This window comes from Viscerimonas tarda (genome assembly GCF_054601255.1).
The window spans coordinates 71729-95458 of the sequence record NZ_BAAHWV010000001.1; the positions used below are offsets into that span (position 1 = coordinate 71729).

22 protein-coding genes are annotated in these 23730 nt (G+C 43.8%); 11 read left to right on the plus strand and 11 right to left on the minus strand.

The window, feature by feature from the left end; genetic code table 11:
• Positions 1 to 41: 41 nt before the first annotated feature.
• The 3 genes from ACYPWY_RS00315 (at position 42) to ACYPWY_RS00325 (ending at position 4539) form a co-directional block, all read left to right on the plus strand.
• A complete protein-coding gene (locus ACYPWY_RS00315; protein WP_459683237.1) occupies positions 42 to 593 on the plus strand; it encodes an outer membrane beta-barrel protein in 552 nt (183 codons plus the stop codon).
• 287 nt (positions 594 to 880) lie between these two features.
• Complete coding sequence (locus ACYPWY_RS00320; RefSeq protein WP_459683239.1) at positions 881 to 3922, plus strand: valine--tRNA ligase; 3042 nt, start codon at positions 881 to 883, stop codon at positions 3920 to 3922.
• A gap of 2 nt (positions 3923 to 3924) precedes the next feature.
• The gene (locus ACYPWY_RS00325; protein ID WP_459683241.1) at positions 3925 to 4539 is read left to right on the plus strand and encodes a WbqC family protein; all 615 of its coding nucleotides are present in this window, start codon (positions 3925 to 3927) and stop codon (positions 4537 to 4539) included.
• Between the two features lie 223 nt (positions 4540 to 4762).
• On the opposite strand, the gene ACYPWY_RS00330 is transcribed toward ACYPWY_RS00325, so the two are convergent.
• The 3 genes from ACYPWY_RS00330 to ACYPWY_RS00340 form a co-directional block, all read right to left on the minus strand.
• Entirely contained in the window at positions 4763 to 5080 is a 318-nt protein-coding gene (locus ACYPWY_RS00330; RefSeq protein ID WP_459683243.1) for a nucleotidyl transferase AbiEii/AbiGii toxin family protein, read from the minus strand.
• Between the two features lie 3 nt (positions 5081 to 5083).
• On the minus strand, positions 5084 to 5548 hold the full coding sequence (locus tag ACYPWY_RS00335; RefSeq protein ID WP_459683245.1) for a helix-turn-helix transcriptional regulator: 465 nt from the start codon (positions 5546 to 5548) through the stop codon (positions 5084 to 5086).
• 167 nt (positions 5549 to 5715) lie between these two features.
• On the minus strand, positions 5716 to 6108 hold the full coding sequence (locus ACYPWY_RS00340; protein WP_459683247.1) for a hypothetical protein: 393 nt from the start codon (positions 6106 to 6108) through the stop codon (positions 5716 to 5718).
• Between the two features lie 182 nt (positions 6109 to 6290).
• Here ACYPWY_RS00340 and pyrH point away from each other — a divergent pair, with 182 nt between their 5' ends.
• The 8 genes from pyrH (at position 6291) to ACYPWY_RS00380 (ending at position 17176) form a co-directional block, all read left to right on the plus strand.
• Positions 6291 to 7001, plus strand: coding sequence for a UMP kinase (gene pyrH / locus ACYPWY_RS00345; RefSeq protein WP_459683248.1), 711 nt, complete (start codon positions 6291 to 6293; stop codon positions 6999 to 7001).
• 456 nt (positions 7002 to 7457) lie between these two features.
• Complete coding sequence (locus ACYPWY_RS00350; protein ID WP_459683250.1) at positions 7458 to 8939, plus strand: rhamnulokinase; 1482 nt, start codon at positions 7458 to 7460, stop codon at positions 8937 to 8939.
• A gap of 109 nt (positions 8940 to 9048) precedes the next feature.
• Entirely contained in the window at positions 9049 to 10476 is a 1428-nt protein-coding gene (locus tag ACYPWY_RS00355; protein WP_459683252.1) for a glycosyl hydrolase family 28 protein, read from the plus strand.
• 60 nt (positions 10477 to 10536) lie between these two features.
• Positions 10537 to 11793, plus strand: coding sequence for an L-rhamnose isomerase (locus ACYPWY_RS00360; protein WP_459683254.1), 1257 nt, complete (start codon positions 10537 to 10539; stop codon positions 11791 to 11793).
• A gap of 25 nt (positions 11794 to 11818) precedes the next feature.
• Positions 11819 to 13159 (plus strand): MFS transporter, encoded by a 1341-nt coding sequence (locus ACYPWY_RS00365; RefSeq protein WP_459683256.1) that lies wholly within the window; start codon positions 11819 to 11821, stop codon positions 13157 to 13159.
• Between the two features lie 12 nt (positions 13160 to 13171).
• Positions 13172 to 13981 carry a rhamnulose-1-phosphate aldolase gene (gene rhaD, locus ACYPWY_RS00370; protein ID WP_459683258.1) on the plus strand — a complete coding sequence of 270 codons (810 nt, stop codon included), beginning with the start codon at positions 13172 to 13174 and terminating at the stop codon, positions 13979 to 13981.
• Positions 13982 to 14481: 500 nt separating this feature from the next.
• On the plus strand, positions 14482 to 14844 hold the full coding sequence (locus ACYPWY_RS00375; protein ID WP_459683259.1) for a BlaI/MecI/CopY family transcriptional regulator: 363 nt from the start codon (positions 14482 to 14484) through the stop codon (positions 14842 to 14844).
• A gap of 25 nt (positions 14845 to 14869) precedes the next feature.
• The gene (locus tag ACYPWY_RS00380; RefSeq protein ID WP_459683261.1) at positions 14870 to 17176 is read left to right on the plus strand and encodes a TonB family protein; all 2307 of its coding nucleotides are present in this window, start codon (positions 14870 to 14872) and stop codon (positions 17174 to 17176) included.
• A gap of 250 nt (positions 17177 to 17426) precedes the next feature.
• On the opposite strand, the gene ACYPWY_RS00385 is transcribed toward ACYPWY_RS00380, so the two are convergent.
• The 8 genes from ACYPWY_RS00385 to ACYPWY_RS00420 form a co-directional block, all read right to left on the minus strand.
• Positions 17427 to 17744: a hypothetical protein gene (locus ACYPWY_RS00385; protein ID WP_459683262.1), complete on the minus strand. Its 318-nt coding sequence runs from the start codon at positions 17742 to 17744 to the stop codon at positions 17427 to 17429.
• Positions 17741 to 17962 (minus strand): hypothetical protein, encoded by a 222-nt coding sequence (locus ACYPWY_RS00390; protein WP_459683263.1) that lies wholly within the window; start codon positions 17960 to 17962, stop codon positions 17741 to 17743. The genes ACYPWY_RS00385 and ACYPWY_RS00390 overlap by 4 nt, the downstream gene beginning before the upstream one ends.
• 332 nt (positions 17963 to 18294) lie before the next feature.
• A complete protein-coding gene (locus tag ACYPWY_RS00395) occupies positions 18295 to 18612 on the minus strand; it encodes a hypothetical protein (protein ID WP_459683264.1) in 318 nt (105 codons plus the stop codon).
• Positions 18609 to 18824, minus strand: coding sequence for a hypothetical protein (locus tag ACYPWY_RS00400; RefSeq protein ID WP_459683266.1), 216 nt, complete (start codon positions 18822 to 18824; stop codon positions 18609 to 18611). Before ACYPWY_RS00400 ends, ACYPWY_RS00395 begins: the two co-directional genes overlap by 4 nt.
• A gap of 254 nt (positions 18825 to 19078) precedes the next feature.
• The gene (locus tag ACYPWY_RS00405) at positions 19079 to 19630 is read right to left on the minus strand and encodes an NAD(P)H-dependent oxidoreductase (RefSeq protein ID WP_459683267.1); all 552 of its coding nucleotides are present in this window, start codon (positions 19628 to 19630) and stop codon (positions 19079 to 19081) included.
• A 78-nt stretch (positions 19631 to 19708) separates the two neighbouring features.
• A complete protein-coding gene (locus ACYPWY_RS00410; RefSeq protein ID WP_459683268.1) occupies positions 19709 to 20788 on the minus strand; it encodes a CapA family protein in 1080 nt (359 codons plus the stop codon).
• An 88-nt stretch (positions 20789 to 20876) separates the two neighbouring features.
• A complete protein-coding gene (locus tag ACYPWY_RS00415; protein WP_459683269.1) occupies positions 20877 to 22418 on the minus strand; it encodes a YifB family Mg chelatase-like AAA ATPase in 1542 nt (513 codons plus the stop codon).
• A 36-nt stretch (positions 22419 to 22454) separates the two neighbouring features.
• Positions 22455 to 23576, minus strand: coding sequence for a DUF4369 domain-containing protein (locus tag ACYPWY_RS00420; RefSeq protein ID WP_459683270.1), 1122 nt, complete (start codon positions 23574 to 23576; stop codon positions 22455 to 22457).
• Positions 23577 to 23730: the final 154 nt, after the last annotated feature.

A 23730-nucleotide genomic window follows, 5' to 3' on the forward strand; every position in this document is an offset into this window, starting at 1 on the left:
GCTTTAATAATCAAGTATAGTAACTAAAAGATTAGCAGATTATGAAAAAATTGATAATGACTTTAGCTGTTGCATTGGGCGTTTTTGCGGCGGCAACGGCACAAGAAACAGGTGAAATCTGGGTTAGTGGTAATTTTGGTATTTCTTCAATCAGCGTTAAAGGTGGCGATGACTATTTCGGCTACAAGTTTATTCCCGAAGTTGGGTATATTATAAACGACCAAATAGCCCTTGGCCTCGGTATTGGAATTAGCCAAACGGAATTTAATTTTGAAGAATTGAAAGCGGTGCGTAAACTACAAGCGGTTACAGTCTCGCCCTTTATACGTTATTCGGTATCGAAAGGCGATATAGGCGGAATTTTTGTAGATGCTGGCATTGATTACACTAAATATAAAAGCAGAGATACCGATTTGTGGGGAATCGGACTCAAACCGGGAGTTGCATTAAATGTGTCGGATAGAGTGCAATTGACTGCTAAAGTTGGATTTTTGGGATACGAATTGTCAAAAATACGCGATGAAAAGACAAGTAGATTTGGTTTAGACCTCAATCTAAGCCGCGCCTTATTCGGTGTAGAGCTTATATTCTAAAGAACAAACGAGTAAATAACAGAATAAAAGAGGCTGTCTCATAAGTCGAAATTAGCACACGGATTACACGGAAAATACGGAATAGAAAATCATTTTTAATCCGTATAATACTGATAATTAGGTATATAATAAAATATAAACCGTGTTTATCTGTTCATTCTGTGTAATCTGTGTGCTGTCTTCGACTTTTTCGACAACCTCTTTTTATTCTGTTTAGTTTTTCGGTTTTCATCCATTATTCTAAACAAATTTGTATTTTTGCATCTTCATAATAATTTTGTTAGAAAATGGAAATCGAAAGCAAGTACAGTCCTGCCGAAGTAGAGGGCAAATGGTATGCATATTGGATGAAAAACCGTCTTTTTCATTCCGAACCCGACAGTAGGGAACCGTTTACTGTCGTCATCCCGCCGCCTAATGTTACAGGCGTCCTGCACATGGGGCACATGTTGAACAATACCATTCAGGATATTCTGGTACGTCGTGCCCGCATGATGGGGAAAAATGCTTGCTGGGTACCCGGTACCGACCATGCCTCAATTGCTACCGAAGCCAAAGTGGTTGGCAAACTTGCCGCAGAGGGCATACAAAAGGCCGATCTTAGTCGCGATGCATTTTTGGAACATGCCTGGGAATGGACGCACAAACACGGTGGCATCATCCTCGAACAACTGAAAAAGCTGGGCGCTTCCTGCGATTGGGACAGAACCGCCTTTACCCTTGACGAAAAGCGTTCGGAAAGCGTATTGAAAGTATTTGTCGATTTATACAATAAAGGCCTGATCTATCGCGGCGTTCGCATGGTGAACTGGGATCCACGGGCAAAAACAGCCATTTCGGACGAAGAGGTTATCCATAAAGAGGAAAATAGTAAGTTGTATTATATAAGGTACAAAATCAGCCCCTCCAGCCCCCCCACCCCCCGGAGGGGGGATAGCAATCATCCACAACATCAAACTGCAAATTGCAACAATTATGATTTATTAAAGGCTAATGCAAAAGAAATGCGTAAATTCTCAACTGAAGCCGAGAGTGCCCTGTGGGAAATGTTACGCTCAAAAAAATTGGGAGATAAATTTAGGAGACAACATGTTATAGCTGATTTTATTGTTGATTTTGTTTGTTTGGACAAAAAAATAATCATCGAAGTAGATGGAAAATATCATGATAATTCTGAAATAAGAGATGCGGATAATTTAAGAACAAGTATTCTTAATGATTTGGGGTATTGTGTTCTACGATTTTCTAATGATGAAGTGATAGCTAATACTGAAACTGTATTGGCAAAAATTCAAGAATCACTAAAAAGTTCCCCCCACGGGGGAGTTGAGGGGGCTGATTACGCCGTTATAGCCACTACCCGTCCCGAAACTATTTTTGGCGACGTAGCCGTATGTATTAATCCGAACGATGAAAAAACAACCGCGCTTAAGGGCAGGAAGGTGATTGTGCCGATTGTAAACCGTGTTGTGCCGATTATTGAAGACGACTATGTGGATACGGAATTTGGAACAGGATTCCTGAAAGTTACACCGGCCCACGATGTGAACGACTACATGCTCGGCGAAAAGTATAATCTCGAAGTAATCGACATTTTTAACGACGATGGAAGCTTGAATGCGCATGGATTGCAATACGCAGGCATGGACAGGTTTGATGTCCGCAAGAAAATTGTAGATGATTTGGATAAATTGGGGCTGCTCGAAAAAGTAGAACCCTATAACAATAAAGTCGGTTATTCCGAACGGACAAATGTTCCGATAGAGCCGAAACTTTCGATGCAATGGTTCCTGAAGATGGAAGAACTGGCGAAACCTGCATTGGATGCCGTGATGGATGATACCATAAAATTCTACCCGGCGAAGTACAAAAACACCTATCGCCACTGGATGGAAAATATCAAAGACTGGAACATCAGCCGCCAACTGTGGTGGGGGCACCGGATACCCGCTTACTTTTTGCCCGAAGGCGGATTTGTGGTGGCGGAAACGGCAGAAAAAGCCTTGATTGAAGCCCAAAAAGTAAACCAAAATCTCCGGTTGGAAGATTTGCGCCAGGATGAGGATTGTCTGGATACCTGGTTTTCGTCGTGGTTGTGGCCTATATCGGTTTTCGATGGAATCACTCAGCCCGAAAACAAGGATATTCAGTATTATTACCCGACAAACGATTTGGTAACGGGTCCCGATATTATATTTTTCTGGGTGGCGCGCATGATTGTGTCGGGCTACGAATACCGGAAATTACCTTGCTTCCGCCATGTTTATTTCACCGGAATTGTGCGGGATAAGCTTGGCCGGAAGATGTCGAAGCAATTGGGTAATTCGCCCGATCCGCTCGATTTAATCGCTAAATATGGCGCCGATGGCGTGCGCATGGGCTTGTTGCTGACAGCCCCTGCCGGCAACGACCTGCCGTTCGATGATGCCCTTTGCGAACAAGGCCGTAATTTCAACAACAAAATATGGAACGCTTTCCGCCTGGTGAAAGGCTGGGAGGTGGATAAGGCAATTGACCAACCCGAATCGTCGAAAATTGCGGTGGAATGGTTCGATTCGGTATTGTCGAAAACAATTGCCGAGGTGGACGATTTATTCGGTAAATACCGCCTGTCGGAAGCCTTGATGCTGTTGTATAAATTGTTCTGGGACGAGTTTTCGTCCTGGTATCTCGAGCTGATTAAACCGGCTTACCAAAAGCCAATAGATGCGAAAACATACCAACAAACGCTCGATTTCTTCGACAGTTTGCTCCGGTTGCTTCATCCTTTCATGCCCTTCATTACGGAAGAATTGTGGCAGGCTTTGGCCGACAGAAAAGACGGCGAAAGCATTATGATTGCCAGAATGCCGGAAGTGAAAGCTGTGGATGAAAAATTGACGGTTTCTTTCGAGACAATAAAAGAAATTATATCGGGCATCCGGGCCGTCAGGTTGCAGAAAAATATTCCGAATAAGGAAGCGCTGGAATTGCAAGTTGTTGGCGATTTTGAAACGGCTTATGCTCCGGTAATTCTAAAAATGGCGAATCTATCGGATATTTCGGTCGCGAACGAGAAATCGCCAGCTGCTGTTTCGTTCCTTGTCGGCACAACCGAATTTGCCGTTCCCATCGGCAATAGCATTGACGTGGAAGCCGAATTGAAGAAACTGAACGAAGAACTTATCTACCTCGAAGGATTCCTGAAATCGGTAGCCAATAAATTGAGCAACGAAAAGTTTGTAGCCAATGCCAAACCCGAAATTGTGGAAAACGAGCGCAAGAAACAAGCCGATGCCGGGAGCAAAATAAGCACAATAAAAGAAAGCATTGCCGCCTTGAAAAAGTAAATATGAGCATTTATCTCTCAACAGCTTACCTTGCTCCTGTGCAATATTATTCAAAACTTCTGAGTAAAGAGGGCGTTTTTATCGAGAGATGCGATAATTATGTGAAGCAAACTTACCGCAACCGCTGTACAATTTTATCGGCCAATGGCGCGCTTACGCTCTCAATCCCGGTGGAGCATAATAAAGCCGAAAAATGCCTGACAAGGGATGTTCGCATCGCCAATTCGGGTAACTGGCAGCATTTGCATTGGAATGCCATTTTGTCGGCATACAATTCAACGCCTTTTTTCGAGTATTATCGCGACGACTTTCGCCCGTTTTATGAGAAAAAACAGCGCTTTCTTTTCGATTTCAACGAAGAACTCCGAATTTTAATCTGCGATTTGATTGGCATCGACACCCAAAACATTCGATACACAGAGGCATATCAGCCGGAAGTATTGCCGGGCGACAAGGATTTCAGAGAGACAATTCATCCTAAAAAAACGCCAGCCGACCCCGACTTCCACCTACAACCCTATTACCAGGTATTTGGCGAAAGGTTCGGTTTCACCGAAAATTTAAGCATTCTCGATTTGCTGTTTAATATGGGGAATGAGAGCTTGTTGCTAATGTAGGGTCGTGCCGTGCCGCAACCATTATGCCGTTTTATTTGTAGAGACGTGGCGCGCCACGTCTGTATTGCTGTATGTATATTTTACAATTGTAGGCTTGGCTCACCGGCAAACCTCCGTGTTTAGTTCCGCAGGGGGGACGGCGTTTAGACTTTGAACGCTTTCGTTCATTGGGGAGCCATCTCATCCATAAAATCGGCTTTAATCACTTCCCAATATTTACCCCTCAAACATTGACACTTTCTTGTTCAGAATCTCCAATATAGTACGACCTACCCATTGCTACGATACTTGTATGGTCGGGACAGTCAACATATTTATATCTGCTTTTAAAAAACGCATCTATTTGTTCATAATCCACACTACCATAAGATTTTTCGGTGAAAAGGTCTATATCAACGGATATTCTATGCCCAATGCGCAGACTTAATGCCGTTCCGCCCACCAACACAAAGTCATTAAAGCAATTTTCCTGCATTAAATCACGGAGTACTGATATTAATTGTGGCTTGACCGTATTGTAAGCTAAAGAAGATGTTCCCATAATTTATTGACTGGATTTGTGAAGATATTTCAGCACTTCCTCTTTTCCGTAAAAGCGGCTAATTTCTTCTTGCTCTATTCTATTTCCATATTCAAAAACACGTTCAATGACCGCTCGTTTATTTTTCTTCCAATCTATTGTATTAATATTGGTGTCCCAAAATACTGCCGGACGAAGTTTCGACAAATCGGGCTTGTAATCAGCGGCTTCTTTTTGCTTCAACTGTTTGATTTCATAAAATACCTGAAGCATCATCAAGGAGCCTTCTTCAAAATCCAATGCGGTTTCTATTTTCAGAGACAAGGGGGTATTGATTGCCCGTTTTCCATGGATAACCGCACTCATTGTTTGTGGAAATTCATTGATGGAAATAGCTAATCTTCCACTGGGAATTTTCCGCTTTTTCAATTCTCTATCAATAACAATTCCGGGATGCAGTCCTTTGAATATCTCCAAACCATTTTTCATATTATTCCCAATTAAAATGCAAATATACAAAATAAACAATTATATATAAACAAATTTGTTTATAATTTCAAACTAAAAACATTCAAGGCTCAAAGTTTCGGGTTCCAGAAAACAAAAAAAGACGTGGCACGCCACGTCTCTACTTTAATCTTTTAAACCCCTAAACCTTACCGGTTGCCGCGATTGCCGCCGCCTGCTCTGCCTTGAAATTGGTTTTGCTGTTCTTTCAGAAACTCATCGTATTTAGTCTGTTGTCCTTCAGTCAGCACCGTTTTAATTGAGTCGGTCTGTTGTTTCTGTATTTTCAGAAACGCTTCCATCCGTTGTTCGCGGCTCAAATCGCCGGAAGAGGTCATGGCAGCGCTGCGATCTTTCGCAAACTTCAGCGTGATGTCATACACCTGTTGTTTTTGTTCGGCTGTCAACTCCAAAGCTTTAGTCAGGGCTTCGGTTTCGTTTTTAGTTCTTTCTTCGGCGCTAAGGCGTTGTCTGTTTTGTGCAACCAATCCGGTTACTGTAAAAAATAAAGCTGTCGCAAGCACTAATAATTTCGTTTTCATAAAATTCTGTTTTTAAATTAAACACTGAATTAATAGACTGCGAAAAACCCAAAAGGTTAAATCGAGATTGAAACTTTTTTTTCAATGAGTTGCTTATCTCCAACATTTATGGGGCAAAAAAGACGGGAATAGAAATATATTTGTTTATTTTGCGCTACGAAATATCGTGTAAATAACTATCAATGATGAAATATAAAAGAATTTTACTGAAACTCAGCGGAGAATCCCTGATGGGAAAACAACAGCACGGAATAGACGCTTCGCACCTGGCATCGTATGCCAGCCAGATAAAAGCGATAGCCGGTATGGGTATCCAGACAGGTATCGTTATTGGCGGTGGTAACATATTCAGGGGACTGAGCGGCGCATCGAAAGGTTACGACCGCGTGAAAGGCGACCAAATGGGCATGTTGGCAACCGTCATCAACAGTTTGGCGCTAAGTTCGGCGCTGACCGCCCTGGGACAGAAGAACCGCGTATTAACTGCCATTCGGATGGAACCCATCGGCGAATTCTACAGCAAATGGAAAGCGATAGAAGCCATGGAAGCCGGCGAAGTAGCCATTCTTTCGGGAGGAACAGGCAATCCGTTTTTTACCACCGATACAGGTTCGGCTTTGCGCGGTATCGAAATCGAAGCCGACGTTATGCTGAAAGGTACACGCGTTGACGGCGTTTATACGGCTGACCCCGAAAAAGACCCAACAGCAGAGAAATTCGACCAGATTTCGTTCGATGAAATCTATAACCGTGGCCTGAAAGTCATGGATTTAACAGCCACAACCATGTGCAAGGAAAACAACCTGCCCATCATTGTCTTCGACATGGATACCCCCGGCAACCTCGAAAAATTGATGAAAGGCGAGAATATTGGTACTTATGTTTATGCGTGAAAACAAACCTGTCTGAATCAGAATTTACAGGATTATGTTGTAGGGGCGAAACATTTTTCGCCTCTACGATATACGTGCGGAATACAGACGTGGCGCGCCACGTCTCTACAATGTTCAGGTTAATCCTCATTTGGCGCAAGTTTTCAACTTGCGCCAAAAAAAAGACAACCTCGGAAAAAGACTTTTGAGACAGCCTCCAAAGGAGATTCTCCATTCCCAAAATATCATAATTCACATAGTTTGAATGATAGATGCATTTATTTATTATCTTTGCAACAAAATTAAATAACTGATATAAAATAGAGTATGGCTATTCATAATTGCTTATTCTCAATCCGGTAAAGGAAAAATGCCGGAATAAAGTAATGTCATTTTTTTAAGTATTAAAATCATATTGCTCAATCGGAAGTGTATTTTAAGAGGTAATTTTGTAGCCTAAAGAAATTTTTCTAAACCATGAACAAGGTATATCATTTTTTTGCATTCGACATCGGAGCTACCAGCGGACGCTCCATTCTCGGAACGTTGAAAGACGGAAAACTTCAACTGAAAGAATTAACCCGTTTCCCCAATAAAATTGTCCGCATACACGACAAATATTACTGGGATATTTTTGCTTTATACGATGCCCTGAAAGAAGGATTGTTTCTGGCGGCATCACAAAATATCAACCTCGATGCAATCGGCATTGATACATGGGGTGTCGATTTTGTGTATCTGGGCGAAGATGGCGACATTCTGAGCCAGCCCCGTTCGTACCGCGACCCTTATACAAACGGAAAACCGGAAGCGTATTTCAAACTTCTGTCGAAAAAGGAAGTCTATGAGCTTACCGGCATTCAGATAATGAATTTCAACAGCATATACCAGTTGTATGCGGCAAAATCCGAAAACTCATCAGCGCTTAAGGCGGCAAAAGACATCCTGTTTATGCCGGATGCCCTGTCGTATTTGCTGACCGGTAAAAAAGTGTGCGAATACACCATCGCATCCACCTCGCAGCTTCTGAACCCGAGGACAAAAGCCTTTGAACCCAAACTGTTTGAGGCGATGGGTGTAAATCCCTCCATAATGCAACCTATTGTCATGCCCGGCGAAATTACAGGCTACCTGACAGATAATATAATAAAAGAATGCGGACTGAATAAAACTCCTGTCATAGCTGTCGCCGGACATGATACAGGTTCTGCCGTAGCTGCCGTTCCGGCAGAAAACGAAAACTTTGCCTACCTCAGTTCGGGCACCTGGTCGTTGATGGGTATAGAAGTAAAAGACCCCATTATCAACGAAGAGACGTACGAGTTAAACTTCACCAACGAAGGAGGCGTGGAAGGAACCACCCGCTTTTTGAAAAATATCACCGGCATGTGGCTGTTGGAACAATGTCGCAAAGAATGGGAAGCTGCCGGTACAAAATACAGCTACCCCGAAATTGTGGCGCTTTCCAACTCGGCAACCGCTTTTCAGTCGCTGATAAATCCCGATCATCTTTCTTTTGCCAATCCCGAAAGCATGACCGGCGCCATTGCCGATTATTGCGAAAAAACACATCAGCGCGAACCCGAAACTCATGCCGAGTTTATCCGTTGCATATTCGACAGTTTGGCATTGAGGTACAAGGACGTATTGGTCAGCTTGCAAAAAGTGGCTCCGTTCAAAATCGAGAAGCTGCATGTGATTGGAGGCGGCTCGCAAAACAAATTACTGAACCAGTTCACCGCCAATTCGACAGGTATTCCCGTTGTGGCAGGCCCCTCGGAAGCAACGGCTATTGGTAATGTTATGTTGCAGGCGAAAGGTATTGGGGTTGTAAACTCCTTGTCCGAAATGCGCGAAATAATTAAAAACTCCGTAACGCCGGATGTATATCAACCGCAGGACTCACAGGTATGGGAACAAGCCTACGGAAAATTTGTGCAAATTATTGCTAAATACTGATCATTAACAGGAAAAGCCAAGTGCGTCTTTGCAAGGATGCCGTTTGTGGGAGCGTATTGCTATCTCTACAAAAAATCAACTAAATCTAAATAGTATATAACACTCCGATATGAATAAAATTAGCTTACTGCTTGGAGCTTTTCTTTTGGTTTCTTGTAATGTTCTCAAGAGCGAAAGCGCAGTTGTTTATGCTGCACCGGAAGGAGAAGAGTTGAGTGTGGATTACAGATTAACGGTTGATAACAGGCCTGTTCCTGTTTACAATGCCAAGGTAGGCGCTGCCGACAAAAAAGTGCGGGAAGATGCCATAGCCGATGCCTCCAAGTCGCACCTCTATTACGACATTGCAGGTTTTGCAAGTTTCGATTTGAAGCGTGGCAAGGTAAAGCTCACCGTTACAGTGGACAAGCCAATAGAAACAGCGAAAATTTTGCCAACCTCATTCGGCATTACACCCAGGATTCAGGGGAAGAGCATCAGCTTTGAAGTGGATAAACCACAACACTTGACAGTAGAAATCAACGGCGAACATATTCGTTCGCTGCATATCTTTGTCAACCCCGAAGAAAGGGAAAAGCCCGACCCTGCCGATCCAAATGTGATATATTTCGGTCCGGGAATCCACCATGTTACCGAATCTGTTGAAATTAAGGATAATCAAACGCTTTATATTGCCGGAGGGGCGATAGTCAGGTTTGCCAATCCGTCCGGCGCCGACCAAAAGCCGAAAGCCGGTTTTATCGTCAGCGGCAAAAATACCAAAGTGCTGGGACGCGGAATTATCGACCACGAAAATGTTCCCCGTACGCAAGGGCGCAATGTGTTTCTCGTTTCGGGCAGCGACGTGCTGATAAATGGCCCCATTCTGCGCAATGCCAGCATTTGGACGGTTAATCTGCAAAAAGCCAGCCGTGTGCATATCGACAACATCAAGCTATTGGGGTATCGTTCCAATACCGACGGCATTGATATTTGCGACAGTTGGGATGTGCTGGTCGAAAATTGCTTTATTCGCACCATCGACGACCTGATTGTAGTAAAAACCAACACAGGCAGAGGCGGCGCAGGCAATATTCTGGCACAAAAATGCGTGCTGTGGAACGAAGTAGCTCATGCCCTGAGTGTTGGCGCGGAACTTCGGGAGCAGGTTGATGGCGTAACTTTCAGAGATTGCGACATTATCGGCGATCATTGCCGCGAGTGGGCATTGCGCGTTTTCCATTGCGACAAGGCAGTAGTGAAAAACATTCGTTTTGAAAATATCCGCATCGAAGAGTGCCAGCGATTGGGCTCGCTATGGATAAACAAGGCAGTATGGACAGCCGACAAGGAGCGGGGACATATCGAAAACGTTGTATTCAAGGATATTGTCGTAACCGGCGATACTCCTCCTCGCGTGGGGATGGAATTTCTCGGTTTTGATGAAACTCATGCCATTAAAAATGTGCTGATTGACAATGTGGTCGTTCAAGGCAAAAAAATCGCCAAAGAAAATCTAATAACTAACGAATATGTGTACGACTGGGTGGTAAAATAGCGATATTAAATCATACATTCAATTATAAATCCGAATTATTAACCATAAAAATAAACAAATATGAGTAAAAGTGAATTAGTTCAAAAATCGTACGAAATAGCGAAAGAACGCTACGCTGCAATAGGCGTGGATGTGGATGCCGCATTAGAGAAGCTGCAAAAAATAGCCATCTCCATCCATTGCTGGCAAGCCGATGATGTTACCGGTTTCGAGAAACTGGAGAATTTGGGCGGCGGGGGCATTCAAGCAACCGGAAATTACCCCGGCAAAGCCCGCAATATTGACGAAGTGCGTGCCGATATTAAAAAAGTGTTGACCTTGGTAGGCGGCGATCACCGCTTGAATTTGCACGAAATATATGGCGATTTTGGCGGAAAAGTGGTTGACCGCGATCAGGTGGAACCGGCTCATTTTACCAGCTGGATGCAATGGGCGAAGGAAACAGGCTTGAAACTGGATTTCAATTCTACCTCTTTCGGTCATCCTAAAAGCGGCGATTTAACGCTTGCCAACCCCGATAAAGCCATTCGCGATTTTTGGATCGAACACACCAAGCGTTGTCGCCTGATCTCCGAAGAAATGGGTAAATTCCAGAACGACCCTTGTATCATGAACCTGTGGGTGCACGACGGCAGCAAGGACCAGACTGTTAACCGCTTGAAATACCGTCAGATTCTGGAACAATCGCTCGACGAAATTTTTGCGAAAGACTACAAAAACATGAAAGACTGTATCGAAGCCAAATTGTTCGGCATCGCCCTCGAAAGTTACACCGTAGGTTCTTACGACTTCTACTTGGGATACGGCGCTAAAAAACAAAAAATCGTTACGCTCGATACAGGCCACTTCCACTTGTCGGAAAGTATTGCCGATAAAATATCTTCCTTGTTGCTGTTCACCCCCGAAATCATGCTTCATGTGAGCCGTCCGATACGTTGGGACTCCGACCATGTAACCATTTTGAACGATGAAACAGCCGATTTGGCCAAAGAAATTGTCAGGGCCGATGCCTTAGACCGCGTCCACATTGGATTGGATTATTTCGATGCCTCTATCAACCGTATCGGCGCTTATGTTGTAGGTATCCGCTCAACACAAAAAGCATTCCTTCAGGGATTGTTGGAACCCATCGCCGTATTGCGCAATTATGAAGCAAACGGACAATATTTTGAACGGCTTGCTTTGTTGGAAGAAGCAAAAAGCTTACCTTGGAACGCCGTTTGGGACTATTTCTGCTTGAAAAACAATATCGCAGTAGGCGAAGATTACATTACAGAAATACAGCAGTACGAAAAGAATGTAACATCCAAACGATAATCAACACATTAAAAAACAAAAGATTATGGAAGTTCAAAAAGGGAGTTTGAAGAGTACAATAGCCGTATCTTTGACCAATTATTTAGATGCCGGTTCTATTGTTGCCGGTGCAAGCGGATTGACTCTTTGGCAGAATTATCTTTCGCTGCAAGAAGTTCATCTGAGTTGGCTGAATGCTATTAGCGCCAACTGTTTTGGCGCTGCCTTAGGCGCCATTATAGGCGGATTTCTGGCCGACAAATACGGGCGTAAAACCATCTATACCTACAACATGCTGGTGTATATGACCGGTGTAGCCATTATCATGTTCTCGTTCAATTTTCCGATGCTGCTGCTTGGATTCTTGATCACGGGCATCTCGGTTGGAGCAGGTGTTCCGGCTTCGTGGACTTACATCTCCGAAACTTCGGAAGTGAAGAATCGCGGACGAAACATCGGTATCTCGCAATTTGCGTGGTCGATAGGCCCCGCCATTATTTTTGGCTTGGGAATGTTGCTGGCAAAAGACGGCGTTCTTGGCAGCAAAATCTATACCTCATTGGTGGATAGCGGTTGGTCGGCACAATCGGCTGAGCTTTTCGGTAACCGCATTATCTTTGGTACGCTGTTCGTAGTAGCTCTTATTGCCTGGATACTTCAACGGCAATTGGACGAATCGAAAGACTGGGAAAATACACGGGCCGAGCAAAAGCTGTCGAAAACAAAACAGCCCGGCATTTTTTCATCGTTCGGCGCCTTGTTTTCCAACGCTGTAAATGTAAAAACTATTTTGTATCTGGCCGGCATTTACCTCACCTGGAATTTAGTAGCAGGCGCCATGGGATTCTTCATGCCGCATGTTTACGAAACAGCCGGAGATCTTACCAACGAATATTCCAACAGGCTGACTTCCATTATGTGGTTGCTCACAGCCTTGGTGTCGTTTTTTGGGTTTGCGCTGTTGTCCGACAAAGTTAATCAACGCTTGTTGTACATCGGGGGTACATTGCTTGGCGTAGCCGCTTGGGTAGTGCTCACATTTGTCGGCATAAACAATATGGCAGCTCTTTGGACGTTTACTGTACTTTGGGGTGTGCATGCAGGCCTTGGCGTACAAGCATTCTATGCCTTGTGGGCATCGGAGCTTTTTCCGGCAAAATATCGCGCCGCCGCACAGGGGATTATGTTCTTTGTGGTGCGTGGCGGAGCCGCTATCTGGTCGTTTGTGTTCCTCGGCATTTTCAACCAGTCGGGATTCTATACAGCCGGCATCATCATGGTTTGCCTGTTGCTCGTAGCGTTGATAGTTGGCGCCATCTGGACACCCAAAACGCAGGGAAAAACACTGGAAGATATTACGAAAGAACGATATGGAGATAATTATTAAAACAATAAGCAAATGAAATCAATATTGGATAATCGTCCGTTACTTGCTAAAGAAGTAGCAGATGTGGCAGAAGTTGCCGGATACCTTTGGCAAAAAGGCTGGGCCGAACGTAATGGCGGTAATATAACCGTTAACATTACCGATGTGATAGACGATGAAATCAGGGCCTTGAAGCCTATTAGCGGCGTTGTGCCGATAGGAAGAACGCTTCCCAACCTGAAAGGACGCTATTTCTTCTGTAAAGGAACAAACAAGCGTATGCGCGACTTGGCTCGCTGGCCAATGGAAAATGGATCGGTCATCCGTATTCTGGACGATTGCGCCAGCTACGAGATAATTGCCGACCAAGCCGTTAAACCAACATCGGAACTGGCATCGCACCTGTCGATGCACAATTACCTGATTGGTAAAGGCTCCAATTACAAGGCGGCATTGCATACTCACCCGATTGATTTGGTGGCAATGACACACAACCCCAAATTCCTGAAAAAGGATGTACTCACCGATTTGCTGTGGAGCATGATTCCCGAAACAAGGGCGTTTTGTCCGCGCGGATTGGGTATTATTCCTTACGCTATGCCCAGCTCGTTCGCTCTGGCAGATGCAACGCTCAAGGAACTTGAAGAATATGATGTGGTGATGTGGGAAAAACATGGCGTTTCGGCAGTAGGCGAAAACATCATGGAAGCATTCGATATGGTGGACACCCTCTCCAAATCAGCGCAAATATACCTGACAGCCAAAGCAATGGGCTTTGAACCAACAGGTACCACACCCGAACAAATGCACGAATTGAAAGTAGCATTCAATCTGCCTAAGTAAATTTTTAAGGAGGTTTTTTGTATAAATACAGGGGCAACGCATAGCGTTACCCCTGTATTTTTTGTCTATCGTTGCCATTGTCTGAACCGTTGATTGTAGCTGATTTTATTGATTAACCTGATACATTGTAGAGACGTGGCGCGCCACGTCTGCATTCGCCACGTATTCCCGTAGGGGCAGCCCATTGCCGCGAACAGGGCATTTTTGTCCTGCATGGGACAAAATACAGGCGCTTAATCATGCAAATCAAAAAAATTTACAAATCCTCTGTTCAAACCCGTTCGCGGCAGCAGGCGTATGCCATACGCCCCTACGGGAATACGTGGCGCGGAATGCAAATGCGGCAATGTAATCAAGTTAATCAATAAAATCAGCTACAATCAACGGTTCAGACAATTAATTAAAAATTATTTTTTCATTTTTTCCTCAAAATGCTTGCGCAATAACTATTTCTGCGTATATTTACGAAAAAATAGTAGATATACGATATTTATAGTCTTATGGAAAAGCTAACGAATCAGGAAGAAAGCGTGATGTTGCATATCTGGCAACTGAAAGAATGTGTGGTGAAAGACATCGTCAACGAGATGGACGACCCCAAACCGCCTTACACAACTGTGGCCTCCATTGTCCGCAATCTGGAGCAAAAGGGCTACATCAAATCGAAGAAGTATGCCAACGTAAATGTCTATAGCCCTAAGATAAAAGAGGACGAATACAAAAAGGTGTTTATGTCGGGAATTGTGAAGAGCTATTTCGAAAATTCGTACAAGGAACTGGTTTCTTTTTTTGTAAAGGAAGAAAATATATCTCCCGAGGAATTGAAAGAAATCATACAGCTAATTGAGAACAAAAAACCTTGAACGAACTTTTTAAATCAAAACAGCCATGGATAACGCCTTGATAATTATGTATGCCATTAAAGTATCGGTTGCCCTGTTTTTGTTTTACGGGCTTTACCTGCTGTGCTTGCGTGCCGATACATTCCTGAAACTGCGCCGGTTCTATTTTCTGTTTGCCATCGTGTTTTCGCTGGCCTATCCCTTGTTCAATATCGAATTGCCTGCCAACGAAGCGCAGCAAACTCCCATCGAATTGCCGGTCTATTTTTCGCAATTGGAGGTGGAGATATTCGATGTTCAGGTCGCAGAACCGGAACCTGCTCCGGTGAACTACAAAGATTATACTGTGCCGACCTTGTTGCTGGCGTCCTTGTTGGGATCGGCTATTTTGGTAGTGAGTTTTGCCACGCAGCTGTTCTCCATTTTTCGCCTGATAAGGAAGAACAGCAAAAAAACAGCCCAGGCTTTCCGTATTATAGAAGCGGGAGAGAAAGATATAACGGCATTTTCGTTTTTCGGCTGGATTTTTATTAACGTCAATAAAATTGACACAGGCGAATTCTCCGAAATACTTGCTCACGAAAAAGTTCATGTCCATCAATTCCATTCGGTCGATGTATTGATTGCCGAAACGCTCTGCATCTGCTTTTGGTGGAACCCCATCACCTGGCTGATGAAACGAGCCATCAAAACCAATCTGGAGTATCTGGCCGACCAAGGGGCCTTGAATATGGGGGTAGATACAAAAAACTATCAATATGCATTATTGCAACTATCAATCTCAACTACCGGTATTCCAATTATAAATAATTTCAATGTTTCACAACTAAAAAAACGTATTATCATGATGAATAAGCACAAGAGTTCGTTGCTGCTATCCGCCAAGTATTTGCTGGCGATTCCGGCCGGAATGCTGCTGATATTCGGGAATGCCGTACAAGCCTCGCCAGCTTTGGCAAATTTACCCTCCGAAATAGTCAGTACGATATTGGCGCCTGAGCCCGAAGCTCCGGCAGTAGAAAATAATCAGGTTCAATCTGTTGAGGAAACAATAGCTCCACCTCAACCAGTTCAACCAGTTCAGGCAGAGCTACAAGACACTCTTCCGGTAGCTCCTCCAACATCCAAACCTTACGTTTCTGTTGAAGTGATGCCTCAATTTTCGGGTGGGATGAGCGAGTTGTCAAAATTTATCCAAAAAAACCTGAGGTATCCTCGACAAGCAGCTAAAGATAGTATTCAAGGGAGTGTGATAGTCCGCTTTGTTGTAACAAAGGATGGTTCGATTGCTGATACAACAGTCGTAAGAGGAGTATCGCCCGAACTTGATGCCGAAGCAAAAAGGGTGATTGGCTTAATGCCAAAATGGATACCGGGGAAACAAAATGGCGAATCTGTGGATGTGTATTTTACGATGCCAATTGTCTTTAAATTGAACCTGGGTCCGGCTGTAGATGATAAACCGGATGCCGAAGGCATTTATCGCAGTGTGGAGGTGATGCCACAGTTCCCGGGTGGAATGCCAAACTTGCTTCGGTTTATAAATACCAGTTTGATAAACTTTAAAGGTGATATTAAGGAGAGCGCTCTTGTTCGCTTTGTTGTAAAGAAAGATGGGTCGATTACCGACGCTAAGATTATGCAAGGAGGCTCGCCTGAACTCAATGCCGAAGTATTGCGGGTTATCGGGTCAATGCCAAAATGGATACCCGGAGAACAAAATGGCGAACCTGTGGATGTATATTATACGATGCCCATTGGTACAATTGACGTGATGCCACAATATCCGGGCGGGACGAAAGAATTACTCAAGTTTATCAACGACAATCGGATACCGGCTACAGGTGATGCAGAAGCAGGAGGAAATGTTACCGTTAGCTTTGTTGTAACCAAAAACGGTTCGATTACCGATGCTAAAATTGAGAAAGGAGCATCTCCCGAGGCAAATGCCGAAGCATTGCGTATTGTAAGCTTGATGCCGAGGTGGATACCCGGAAAACAAAATGGTAATCCGGTAGATGCTCGTTATAGGCTAGGGTTTCCGGTAGTTGAAATAGAGGCGGCCAAGTATCCGGGTGGATGGAAAGAGCTGGGAGAATTTATCTACAACAATCTGAAATACCCCGAACAAGCGCTTAAAGCCAAGATAGAAGGAGATGTTACTGTCCGCTTTACCATAACCACAGATGGTTCGATCAGCGGAGCTAAAGTAGTGAAAGGCGTGTCGCCCGAACTTGACGCCGAGGCATTACGAATTGTGGGCTTACTGCCGAAGTTTACGCCGGGAATACAAAACGGCAAGCCAAAAGAGAGCAATTTTACCTTGCCCATTTCCTTTCGGTTACCAAAGTAATGTTTGGAAGATTTGTAGGGGGTGTCTCAAAAGTCTGTCATCCCGTGCTTGACACGGGATCTCTTAACAGAAGTTCAAACATTGTGCCTTTGTCAGGAAATTGCGGGTCGGAGCCCGCAATTGGAGCGGAGCGGAATTGTAGCCAACGGCGGAAATCAGCCTGAGCTAAATCGGCCTGAGCCAATGACAAGCTCGGAAAAGAATTTTGAGACAGTTCCTTGATAATGGGGGCGAACACCTAGGTTCGCCCCTACAAATATTGAGAGCATACGTGGTTATTCCCTATATAGCGGATAAAATAAACATCTTTCTCCTGATTGAAAAACACATACCACTGTGTATTGTCATTCTTTTTGAAAACAGAATAAAAAAGATTTCTACCATATTTGGAAAAATAATCCGGCGCCGGTCTTTTGTGTTTGTTGTGCAAAGAATTAATTATATCTTTAACCAATTCTTCCACATAGTCATAGGCTTCTTCTTCAAATCCAAAATAATCTTTTTCGTAAAGTATTTCAGAGAGTTCTATCAGATATATCCTAACTTCCGGTGAAAAAAGAATTTTCATCTCTTGCGGCTATAAATTTCGTGTATATCTTCTTTAACTTGGCGCAACAACTCCTCGCCTGTAATTCCGGTTCTAAGGTCTTCGTCGGTAATCAGTCTTTCTTTGACTACCAGTTCAATCAACTTTCGGCCTCTTTTAATTACAACTTGTTCTTTTTCGGCCAAATCAAGGTATTTTTTCTGATTTATTCTTAAATCTGTCGAACTAATGACTATCATAATTTTTCTTTTTTGCAAATATACAAATTTGTACAGAATTCTGTACAGAATTAGGTGAAAAATCAGTCCCCTCCAAGCTTGAACAAAATTCGTTTGTAGGGGGGTGTCCAAAAAGTCTGTCATCCCGTGCTTGACACGGGATCTCTTAACAGAAGTTCAAACATTGTGCCTTTGTCAGGAGATCGCGGGTCGGAGCCCGCAATTGGAGCGGAGCGGAATTGTAGCCAACGGCGGAAATCAGCCTGAGCTAAATCGGCCTGAGCCAATGACAAACTCGGAAAAGAATTTTGAGGCAATTCCTTGATAATGGGGGCGAATACCTAGGTTTGCCCCTACAAATATTGAGAGCATACGTGGTTATTCCCTATATAGCGGATAAAATAAACATCTTTCTCCTGATTGAAAAACACATACCACTGTGTATTGTCATTCTTTTTGAAAACAGAATAAAAAAGATTTCTACCATATTTGGAAAAATAATCCGGCGCCGGTCTTTTGTGCTTGTTATGGATTGTGAGATTTATTTCGTCGATCAAATCATCGACGTATTTATATGCACTTTCTTTGAATCCAAAATATTCCTTTTTGTAGAGAATATCAATAACTTCAGAAAAATATTCGTCTATCGAATCATCAAAAATAACTTTCATTTATCAAATATCTTATCAATTCTTCTGTGCATACGTTCCTTCAACTCCTCGCCCGTAATTCCGGTTCTAAGGTCTTCGTCGGTAATCAGTCTTTCTTTGACTACCAGTTCAATCAACTTTCGGCCTCTTTTAATTACAACCTGTTCTTTTTCGGCCAAATCAAGGTATTTTTTCTGATTTATTCTTAAATCTGTCGAACTAATGACTATCATAATTTTTCTTTTTTGCAAATATACAAATTTGTACAGAATTCTGTACAGAATTAGGTGAAAAATCAGTCCCCTCCAAGCTTGAACAAAATTCGTTTGTAGGGGGGTGTCCAAAAAGTCTGTCATCCCGTGCTTGACACGGGATCTCTTAACAGAAGTTCAAACATTGTGCCTCTGTCAGGAGATTGCGGGTCGGGGCCCGCAATTGGAGCGGAGCGTAAATCGGCCTGAGCCAATGACAAACTCGGGAATAAGGCTTATATACCCTCTTCTACTTTTCTCAAAAATTCTTGCCGGTGCTCATCTGTGCCGTTCGATGTATTGTCGCAATTGAGCCAGGTGGCGTTGCTGATACCGGCGGAGTATAGCATCAAGGGAATGAAATTGTTTTCTATCGAAAGCCGGAAATGTTCGGTAGGCGATTCGGAAGTGGTGATAACTGTTGTTTTGTTTATTTTCAGCAATGGCGTCCATCCGTTTTCGTACGAGAACGCAAAATCCTTTAGCAGCACTTTATCAAAAAATCCTTTCAGTATGGCAGGCGCTGTGCCCCACCAAATGGGGAATATGAAAATCATTTCAGCGGACTGGCTCAGTATAGCCTGGTATTTCCCGACAAGCGGATCCAAATAGCCGCCTGCCGAATACAAGGCCAGCTCTTCCTCCGTCATCACCGGATTGAACTGGTCTTTGTTTAAATCTATTACCTGATATTCTTTCCCCTGCTTATCCAATTTAGCCGTAATCGTATCGAGAATGGCTTTATTAAAGCTGCCATGCCAGGGATGGGCGAGAACTAATGTTGTCATGTCATTTATGTTTAAAAGCCCAGCCCCTCCAAACCTCCCCGTGGGGGAGGCTTCAAAGAAGCAGTCCTTTAGCCTCCCCTACGGGGAGGTTGGAGGGGCTGTTATTGTTTCCTTTGCTGTACGGGCAAAACTCATCATTCTATTGTAATTGGCTTCGCCCAAAAATGCTTTTCCTGTTTCCTCATCCTCGTATTCGTCAACAGGGATTAATTGTATCTGTATCCGGCCTTCTTCCACCGGTTTGTGTACCCAGACCAGCGAATAATTGCAGCTGTCTATTCTCACAACACCTGTCGAATCTTTGCTCAAGTCAATGTTTAGCATCATGCCACCGTCGGTATTGGGCGCCTTCATCCCCGAAACAAAATTACCGAGCGAATACACAATCACATTTTTTATCGAATCGCCTTCTTTCCGCACCTCCATCGGTTGCACCACATGCGGATGACCGCCAATCACCAGATTTACACCGTTCTGGATTAAAAAGTCCGACCAGTCGGTCTGTTGCTTATTGTGCATTAATTTGTACTCCAACCCCCAGTGCATATTGGCGATGATAATATCGGGATTCATTCGCTTGGCCAGCTCTATATCATTCCTGATGCTGTCTTTTTGTATGTAGTTGACCACATTCGGCGCCTGCACCTTTATGCCGTTGGCGCCGTAAGTGTAATTCAACAGCGCCATCCGTATTCCGTTTTTTACGAGCATCAGCGGGTAGCGCAAGCTGCGTTGTTCCCTGTCGGCATAGCTGCCCAAATGTTTTACCCCTATGGTGTCGAGCCGGGCAATCGTTTTCAGCAATCCTTTCTTCCCTTTATCCAACACATGGTTGTTTGCCGTCAGAAATACGTCGAATCCGGCATTTTTAAGCTCGTCAGCGAATTCGTCCGGCGCGCTGAATGTCGGGTAGCCTGTGTAAGGTTTTCCGGCCAGAGTAAGCTCTAAATTCACAATAGCAATATCCGCCGAATCAATCCGGTTTTTGATATGCCTGAAATAGGAAGAGTAGTCGTAGCCGGCTTTTGTTTTAGCCGCATCAATCTGCGATTGATGTTGCATGGCATCACCGGCAAACAACAATCTGACTTTCCTTTCCTGTGCAAAAGCGCTTTGCAGGAAAAATAATAAGAGGAGGAATGGGAATGCTTTTTTCATCAAGGGAAAATAATCAATATAAAAAATGAAATCTGTGTTTATCTGTTCATTCCGTGTATTCTGTGTGCTACTAATTCGACTTGGGAGATTACCGTGTAGCCCAACTCTCTCTATCCAAATTCCGGTAATTGATGGCTTCTGCTAAATGACTGGCCAATACTTTTTCCGAATTGTCGATGTCGGCAATGGTTCGCGCTACTTTCAGTATCCGGTCGTAGGCGCGCGCCGACAGGTTGAAGCGGTCCATGGCTGTTTTCAACAGGCTCAGGCCTGCTTCGTCGGGCGATGCATATTTCTGCAACAGCTTACTCGACATCTGGGCGTTGCAGTAAACGCCTTCTTCGTCTTTAAATCGTTCGGCTTGTATTTCGCGGGCTTGTATCACCCGGGTTCTTATCGAATCGCTGTTTTCCGAGAGGTTTTTGTCGGAAATCTTCTCGAACGGAACCGGAACAATTTCGATGTGGATGTCTATCCGGTCGAGCAAAGGGCCCGAAATCCGGTTGAGGTAGCGTTGTACGGCATTGGGGGCGCAAACGCATTCTTTTTCGGGGTGATTAAAATATCCGCAGGGGCAAGGATTCATGGAGGCCACAAGCATAAAACTGGCCGGATATTCGGTGCTGAACTTCGACCTTGAGATACAGATTTTCCGGTCTTCCAAGGGTTGCCTCATCACTTCCAGAACGCTGCGGTTGAATTCGGGCAATTCGTCCAAAAACAGTACGCCATTGTGCGCCAGACTAATCTCGCCCGGTTGAGGGAAAGAACCTCCGCCCACCATCGCCACATCCGAGATGGTATGATGCGGGCAGCGAAAAGGACGATGCGACATAAGAGCCGTCTCCGTCCCTATTTTACCGGCTACGCTATGGATTTTTGTTGTTTCCAAGGCTTCGTGCAGCGTGAAGGGGGGAAGTATCGACGGCATTCTTTTGGCCATCATGGATTTTCCGGCTCCCGGAGGGCCTATCATAATAATATTATGACCTCCTGCAGCGGCAACTTCCAGGGCGCGCTTCACATTTTCCTGCCCTTTGACATCGGTAAAGTCGAACTCGAAATTTTGCTGCTGTTTATAAAATTCGGCCCTTGTATCAACTACAACAGGCTCCAGTTCTTTATCATTGTTAAAAAAGTCGATAACTTCGCAGATGTTTTCAACGCCATAAACGTCTATACTATTAACCACAGCGGCTTCGCGGGCGTTTTTCATCGGCAGGATAAGGCCTTTGAAGCCTGCCTCCCGCGCTTTTATGGCTATCGGAAGGGCGCCTCTTATTGGCAATATACTCCCGTCGAGCGAAAGTTCGCCCATAACGAGGTATTCTTCGAGTTTATCTTTCTGAATACTTTCCGACGCGGCCAGGATGCCAACAGCCAACGGCAGGTCGTAGGCCGAACCTTCTTTTTTGATGTCGGCCGGAGACATGTTTATAACCACTTGTTGACGGGGGAATTTATATCCGTTGACTTGCAAGGCGGATATTATTCGTTCATGACTTTCTTTAACCGATGTATCGGGGAGGCCGACCAGCATGAATTTAATCCCTTTCGAACAATTGACTTCTATTGTGATTAAATTGGCATTAATCCCCTGTACTGCTGCTCCAAAAATTTTTACAAGCATTACTTTATTTTTAGTCCGGCTAAAGTAGTGAAAAATTTATTTCTTATCGGTCTTTTTCAACTCATTTATTTGTTCAATCAGTGAAATTGCCGATAATCGGCGACCCAGAATAACTCCTTCGGGCGAAATCAGCACATTATTCGGAACATCAACAATGTTGTATGCTTTCACAATGTCGGAATTCCAGCCATTTGTGTCGTAAAAAACTTTCCATTTTATCGAATCGGGAGCTTGTTTTACCGGCTTGTCGCATAACATCACTACGGAGAGATATTCGAGCTTGTTATCTTTCGATTGGTCGTAACTATCCGTTATTACGGGCGGTACTGTCCATACCGAATCGTCTTTGCATTCGGCCGAAAAAGTGATTAAGAGGTATTTCCCTCTGTAGTCGTACAATCGGATGTCCTTATCCTTGTTTTTCAATTCAAAGGCCGGAGCTCTTGCCCCAATTTGCGACGACTTGATTTTTTCGCTGTATTGTTTCAATTCCGTTGTTAACGAAAAATCGGCTGCCTCTCCTTTCAACAGGGCTAAGGCTTCATCCAAGGCCTCAACCGATATGTCGTTCTTGAAAAAGTATTGTATCAAAACAACACTGGCTATTTTTTCGGGATTTTTCTCAATAAATTGACGGCCTTGATTGGTGAGTTCAAAGTTAATCGTCTTCAGTTCCGAGCTATAATTTTGCAGCATCTCGGGAGTCGATGCGCTGTCAATTCGCGCTATGAGGTCGGCTTTTGTATTGAGTAGCTGAATATTCTCTTTTTTGACTGCCGTTAAATCATCGTTGATATTGCCTCCGGTTGCATAAATCAAATCGGGGCGCTTAACGTCTCCCGTTATCTCAATGTTCCATCCTTTATCAAAGAAAATGGAGGTAGCCCAGGGTTTTCCTTCAAAAAACAACGAAGCCATCGTTAAATGCCCGACCGTTCCTTCGTAAGAGAAAACGCCTTTCCTGTTGGCTCGTATGGTGTCTATAAAAATAGAATCGTTGTTCTCCGTTGCTATAAAAATATACGGCGATTCCAAGTTGGCAAGCTTGCCTTTTATTGTGAACGTAGTTTGACCTTTCTTGCCGCAACCGGGCAAAAAGAACAGCAAGAAACACCCAGAACAAAGCAGGATGATGTATCTAATTGTTATTTTATCCATTGTCAGAATTATTATATACAACAATAACGGCAAAAATACATCTTTATTTTGTATTTCACACCATAAAAATTTACTTTTGTTAATGCAATCTCGAAAAATATTATTATTTGTTCACACGTTTTTTTGTGTATCAACAAATTTTGTGTAAAATATC

Excerpts from the sequence above, each read along its gene's own strand:
- ACYPWY_RS00400 (WP_459683266.1), bottom strand. The coding sequence starts at position 18,824 with ATGATAGTCATTAGTTCGACAGATTTAAGAATAAATCAGAAAAAATAC.
- ACYPWY_RS00385 (WP_459683262.1), bottom strand. The coding sequence starts at position 17,744 with ATGAAAATTCTTTTTTCACCGGAAGTTAGGATATATCTGATAGAACTC.
- ACYPWY_RS00350 (WP_459683250.1), top strand. The coding sequence starts at position 7,458 with ATGAACAAGGTATATCATTTTTTTGCATTCGACATCGGAGCTACCAGC.
- ACYPWY_RS00325 (WP_459683241.1), top strand. The coding sequence starts at position 3,925 with ATGAGCATTTATCTCTCAACAGCTTACCTTGCTCCTGTGCAATATTAT.
- ACYPWY_RS00375 (WP_459683259.1), top strand. The coding sequence starts at position 14,482 with ATGGAAAAGCTAACGAATCAGGAAGAAAGCGTGATGTTGCATATCTGG.
- pyrH (WP_459683248.1), top strand. The coding sequence starts at position 6,291 with ATGATGAAATATAAAAGAATTTTACTGAAACTCAGCGGAGAATCCCTG.
- ACYPWY_RS00405 (WP_459683267.1), bottom strand. The coding sequence starts at position 19,630 with ATGACAACATTAGTTCTCGCCCATCCCTGGCATGGCAGCTTTAATAAA.
- ACYPWY_RS00360 (WP_459683254.1), top strand. The coding sequence starts at position 10,537 with ATGAGTAAAAGTGAATTAGTTCAAAAATCGTACGAAATAGCGAAAGAA.
- ACYPWY_RS00365 (WP_459683256.1), top strand. The coding sequence starts at position 11,819 with ATGGAAGTTCAAAAAGGGAGTTTGAAGAGTACAATAGCCGTATCTTTG.
- ACYPWY_RS00420 (WP_459683270.1), bottom strand. The coding sequence starts at position 23,576 with ATGGATAAAATAACAATTAGATACATCATCCTGCTTTGTTCTGGGTGT.
- ACYPWY_RS00355 (WP_459683252.1), top strand. The coding sequence starts at position 9,049 with ATGAATAAAATTAGCTTACTGCTTGGAGCTTTTCTTTTGGTTTCTTGT.
- ACYPWY_RS00395 (WP_459683264.1), bottom strand. The coding sequence starts at position 18,612 with ATGAAAGTTATTTTTGATGATTCGATAGACGAATATTTTTCTGAAGTT.
- ACYPWY_RS00340 (WP_459683247.1), bottom strand. The coding sequence starts at position 6,108 with ATGAAAACGAAATTATTAGTGCTTGCGACAGCTTTATTTTTTACAGTA.
- ACYPWY_RS00320 (WP_459683239.1), top strand. The coding sequence starts at position 881 with ATGGAAATCGAAAGCAAGTACAGTCCTGCCGAAGTAGAGGGCAAATGG.
- rhaD (WP_459683258.1), top strand. The coding sequence starts at position 13,172 with ATGAAATCAATATTGGATAATCGTCCGTTACTTGCTAAAGAAGTAGCA.
- ACYPWY_RS00330 (WP_459683243.1), bottom strand. The coding sequence starts at position 5,080 with ATGGGAACATCTTCTTTAGCTTACAATACGGTCAAGCCACAATTAATA.
- ACYPWY_RS00415 (WP_459683269.1), bottom strand. The coding sequence starts at position 22,418 with ATGCTTGTAAAAATTTTTGGAGCAGCAGTACAGGGGATTAATGCCAAT.
- ACYPWY_RS00380 (WP_459683261.1), top strand. The coding sequence starts at position 14,870 with ATGGATAACGCCTTGATAATTATGTATGCCATTAAAGTATCGGTTGCC.
- ACYPWY_RS00410 (WP_459683268.1), bottom strand. The coding sequence starts at position 20,788 with ATGAAAAAAGCATTCCCATTCCTCCTCTTATTATTTTTCCTGCAAAGC.
- ACYPWY_RS00315 (WP_459683237.1), top strand. The coding sequence starts at position 42 with ATGAAAAAATTGATAATGACTTTAGCTGTTGCATTGGGCGTTTTTGCG.
- ACYPWY_RS00390 (WP_459683263.1), bottom strand. The coding sequence starts at position 17,962 with ATGATAGTCATTAGTTCGACAGATTTAAGAATAAATCAGAAAAAATAC.
- ACYPWY_RS00335 (WP_459683245.1), bottom strand. The coding sequence starts at position 5,548 with ATGAAAAATGGTTTGGAGATATTCAAAGGACTGCATCCCGGAATTGTT.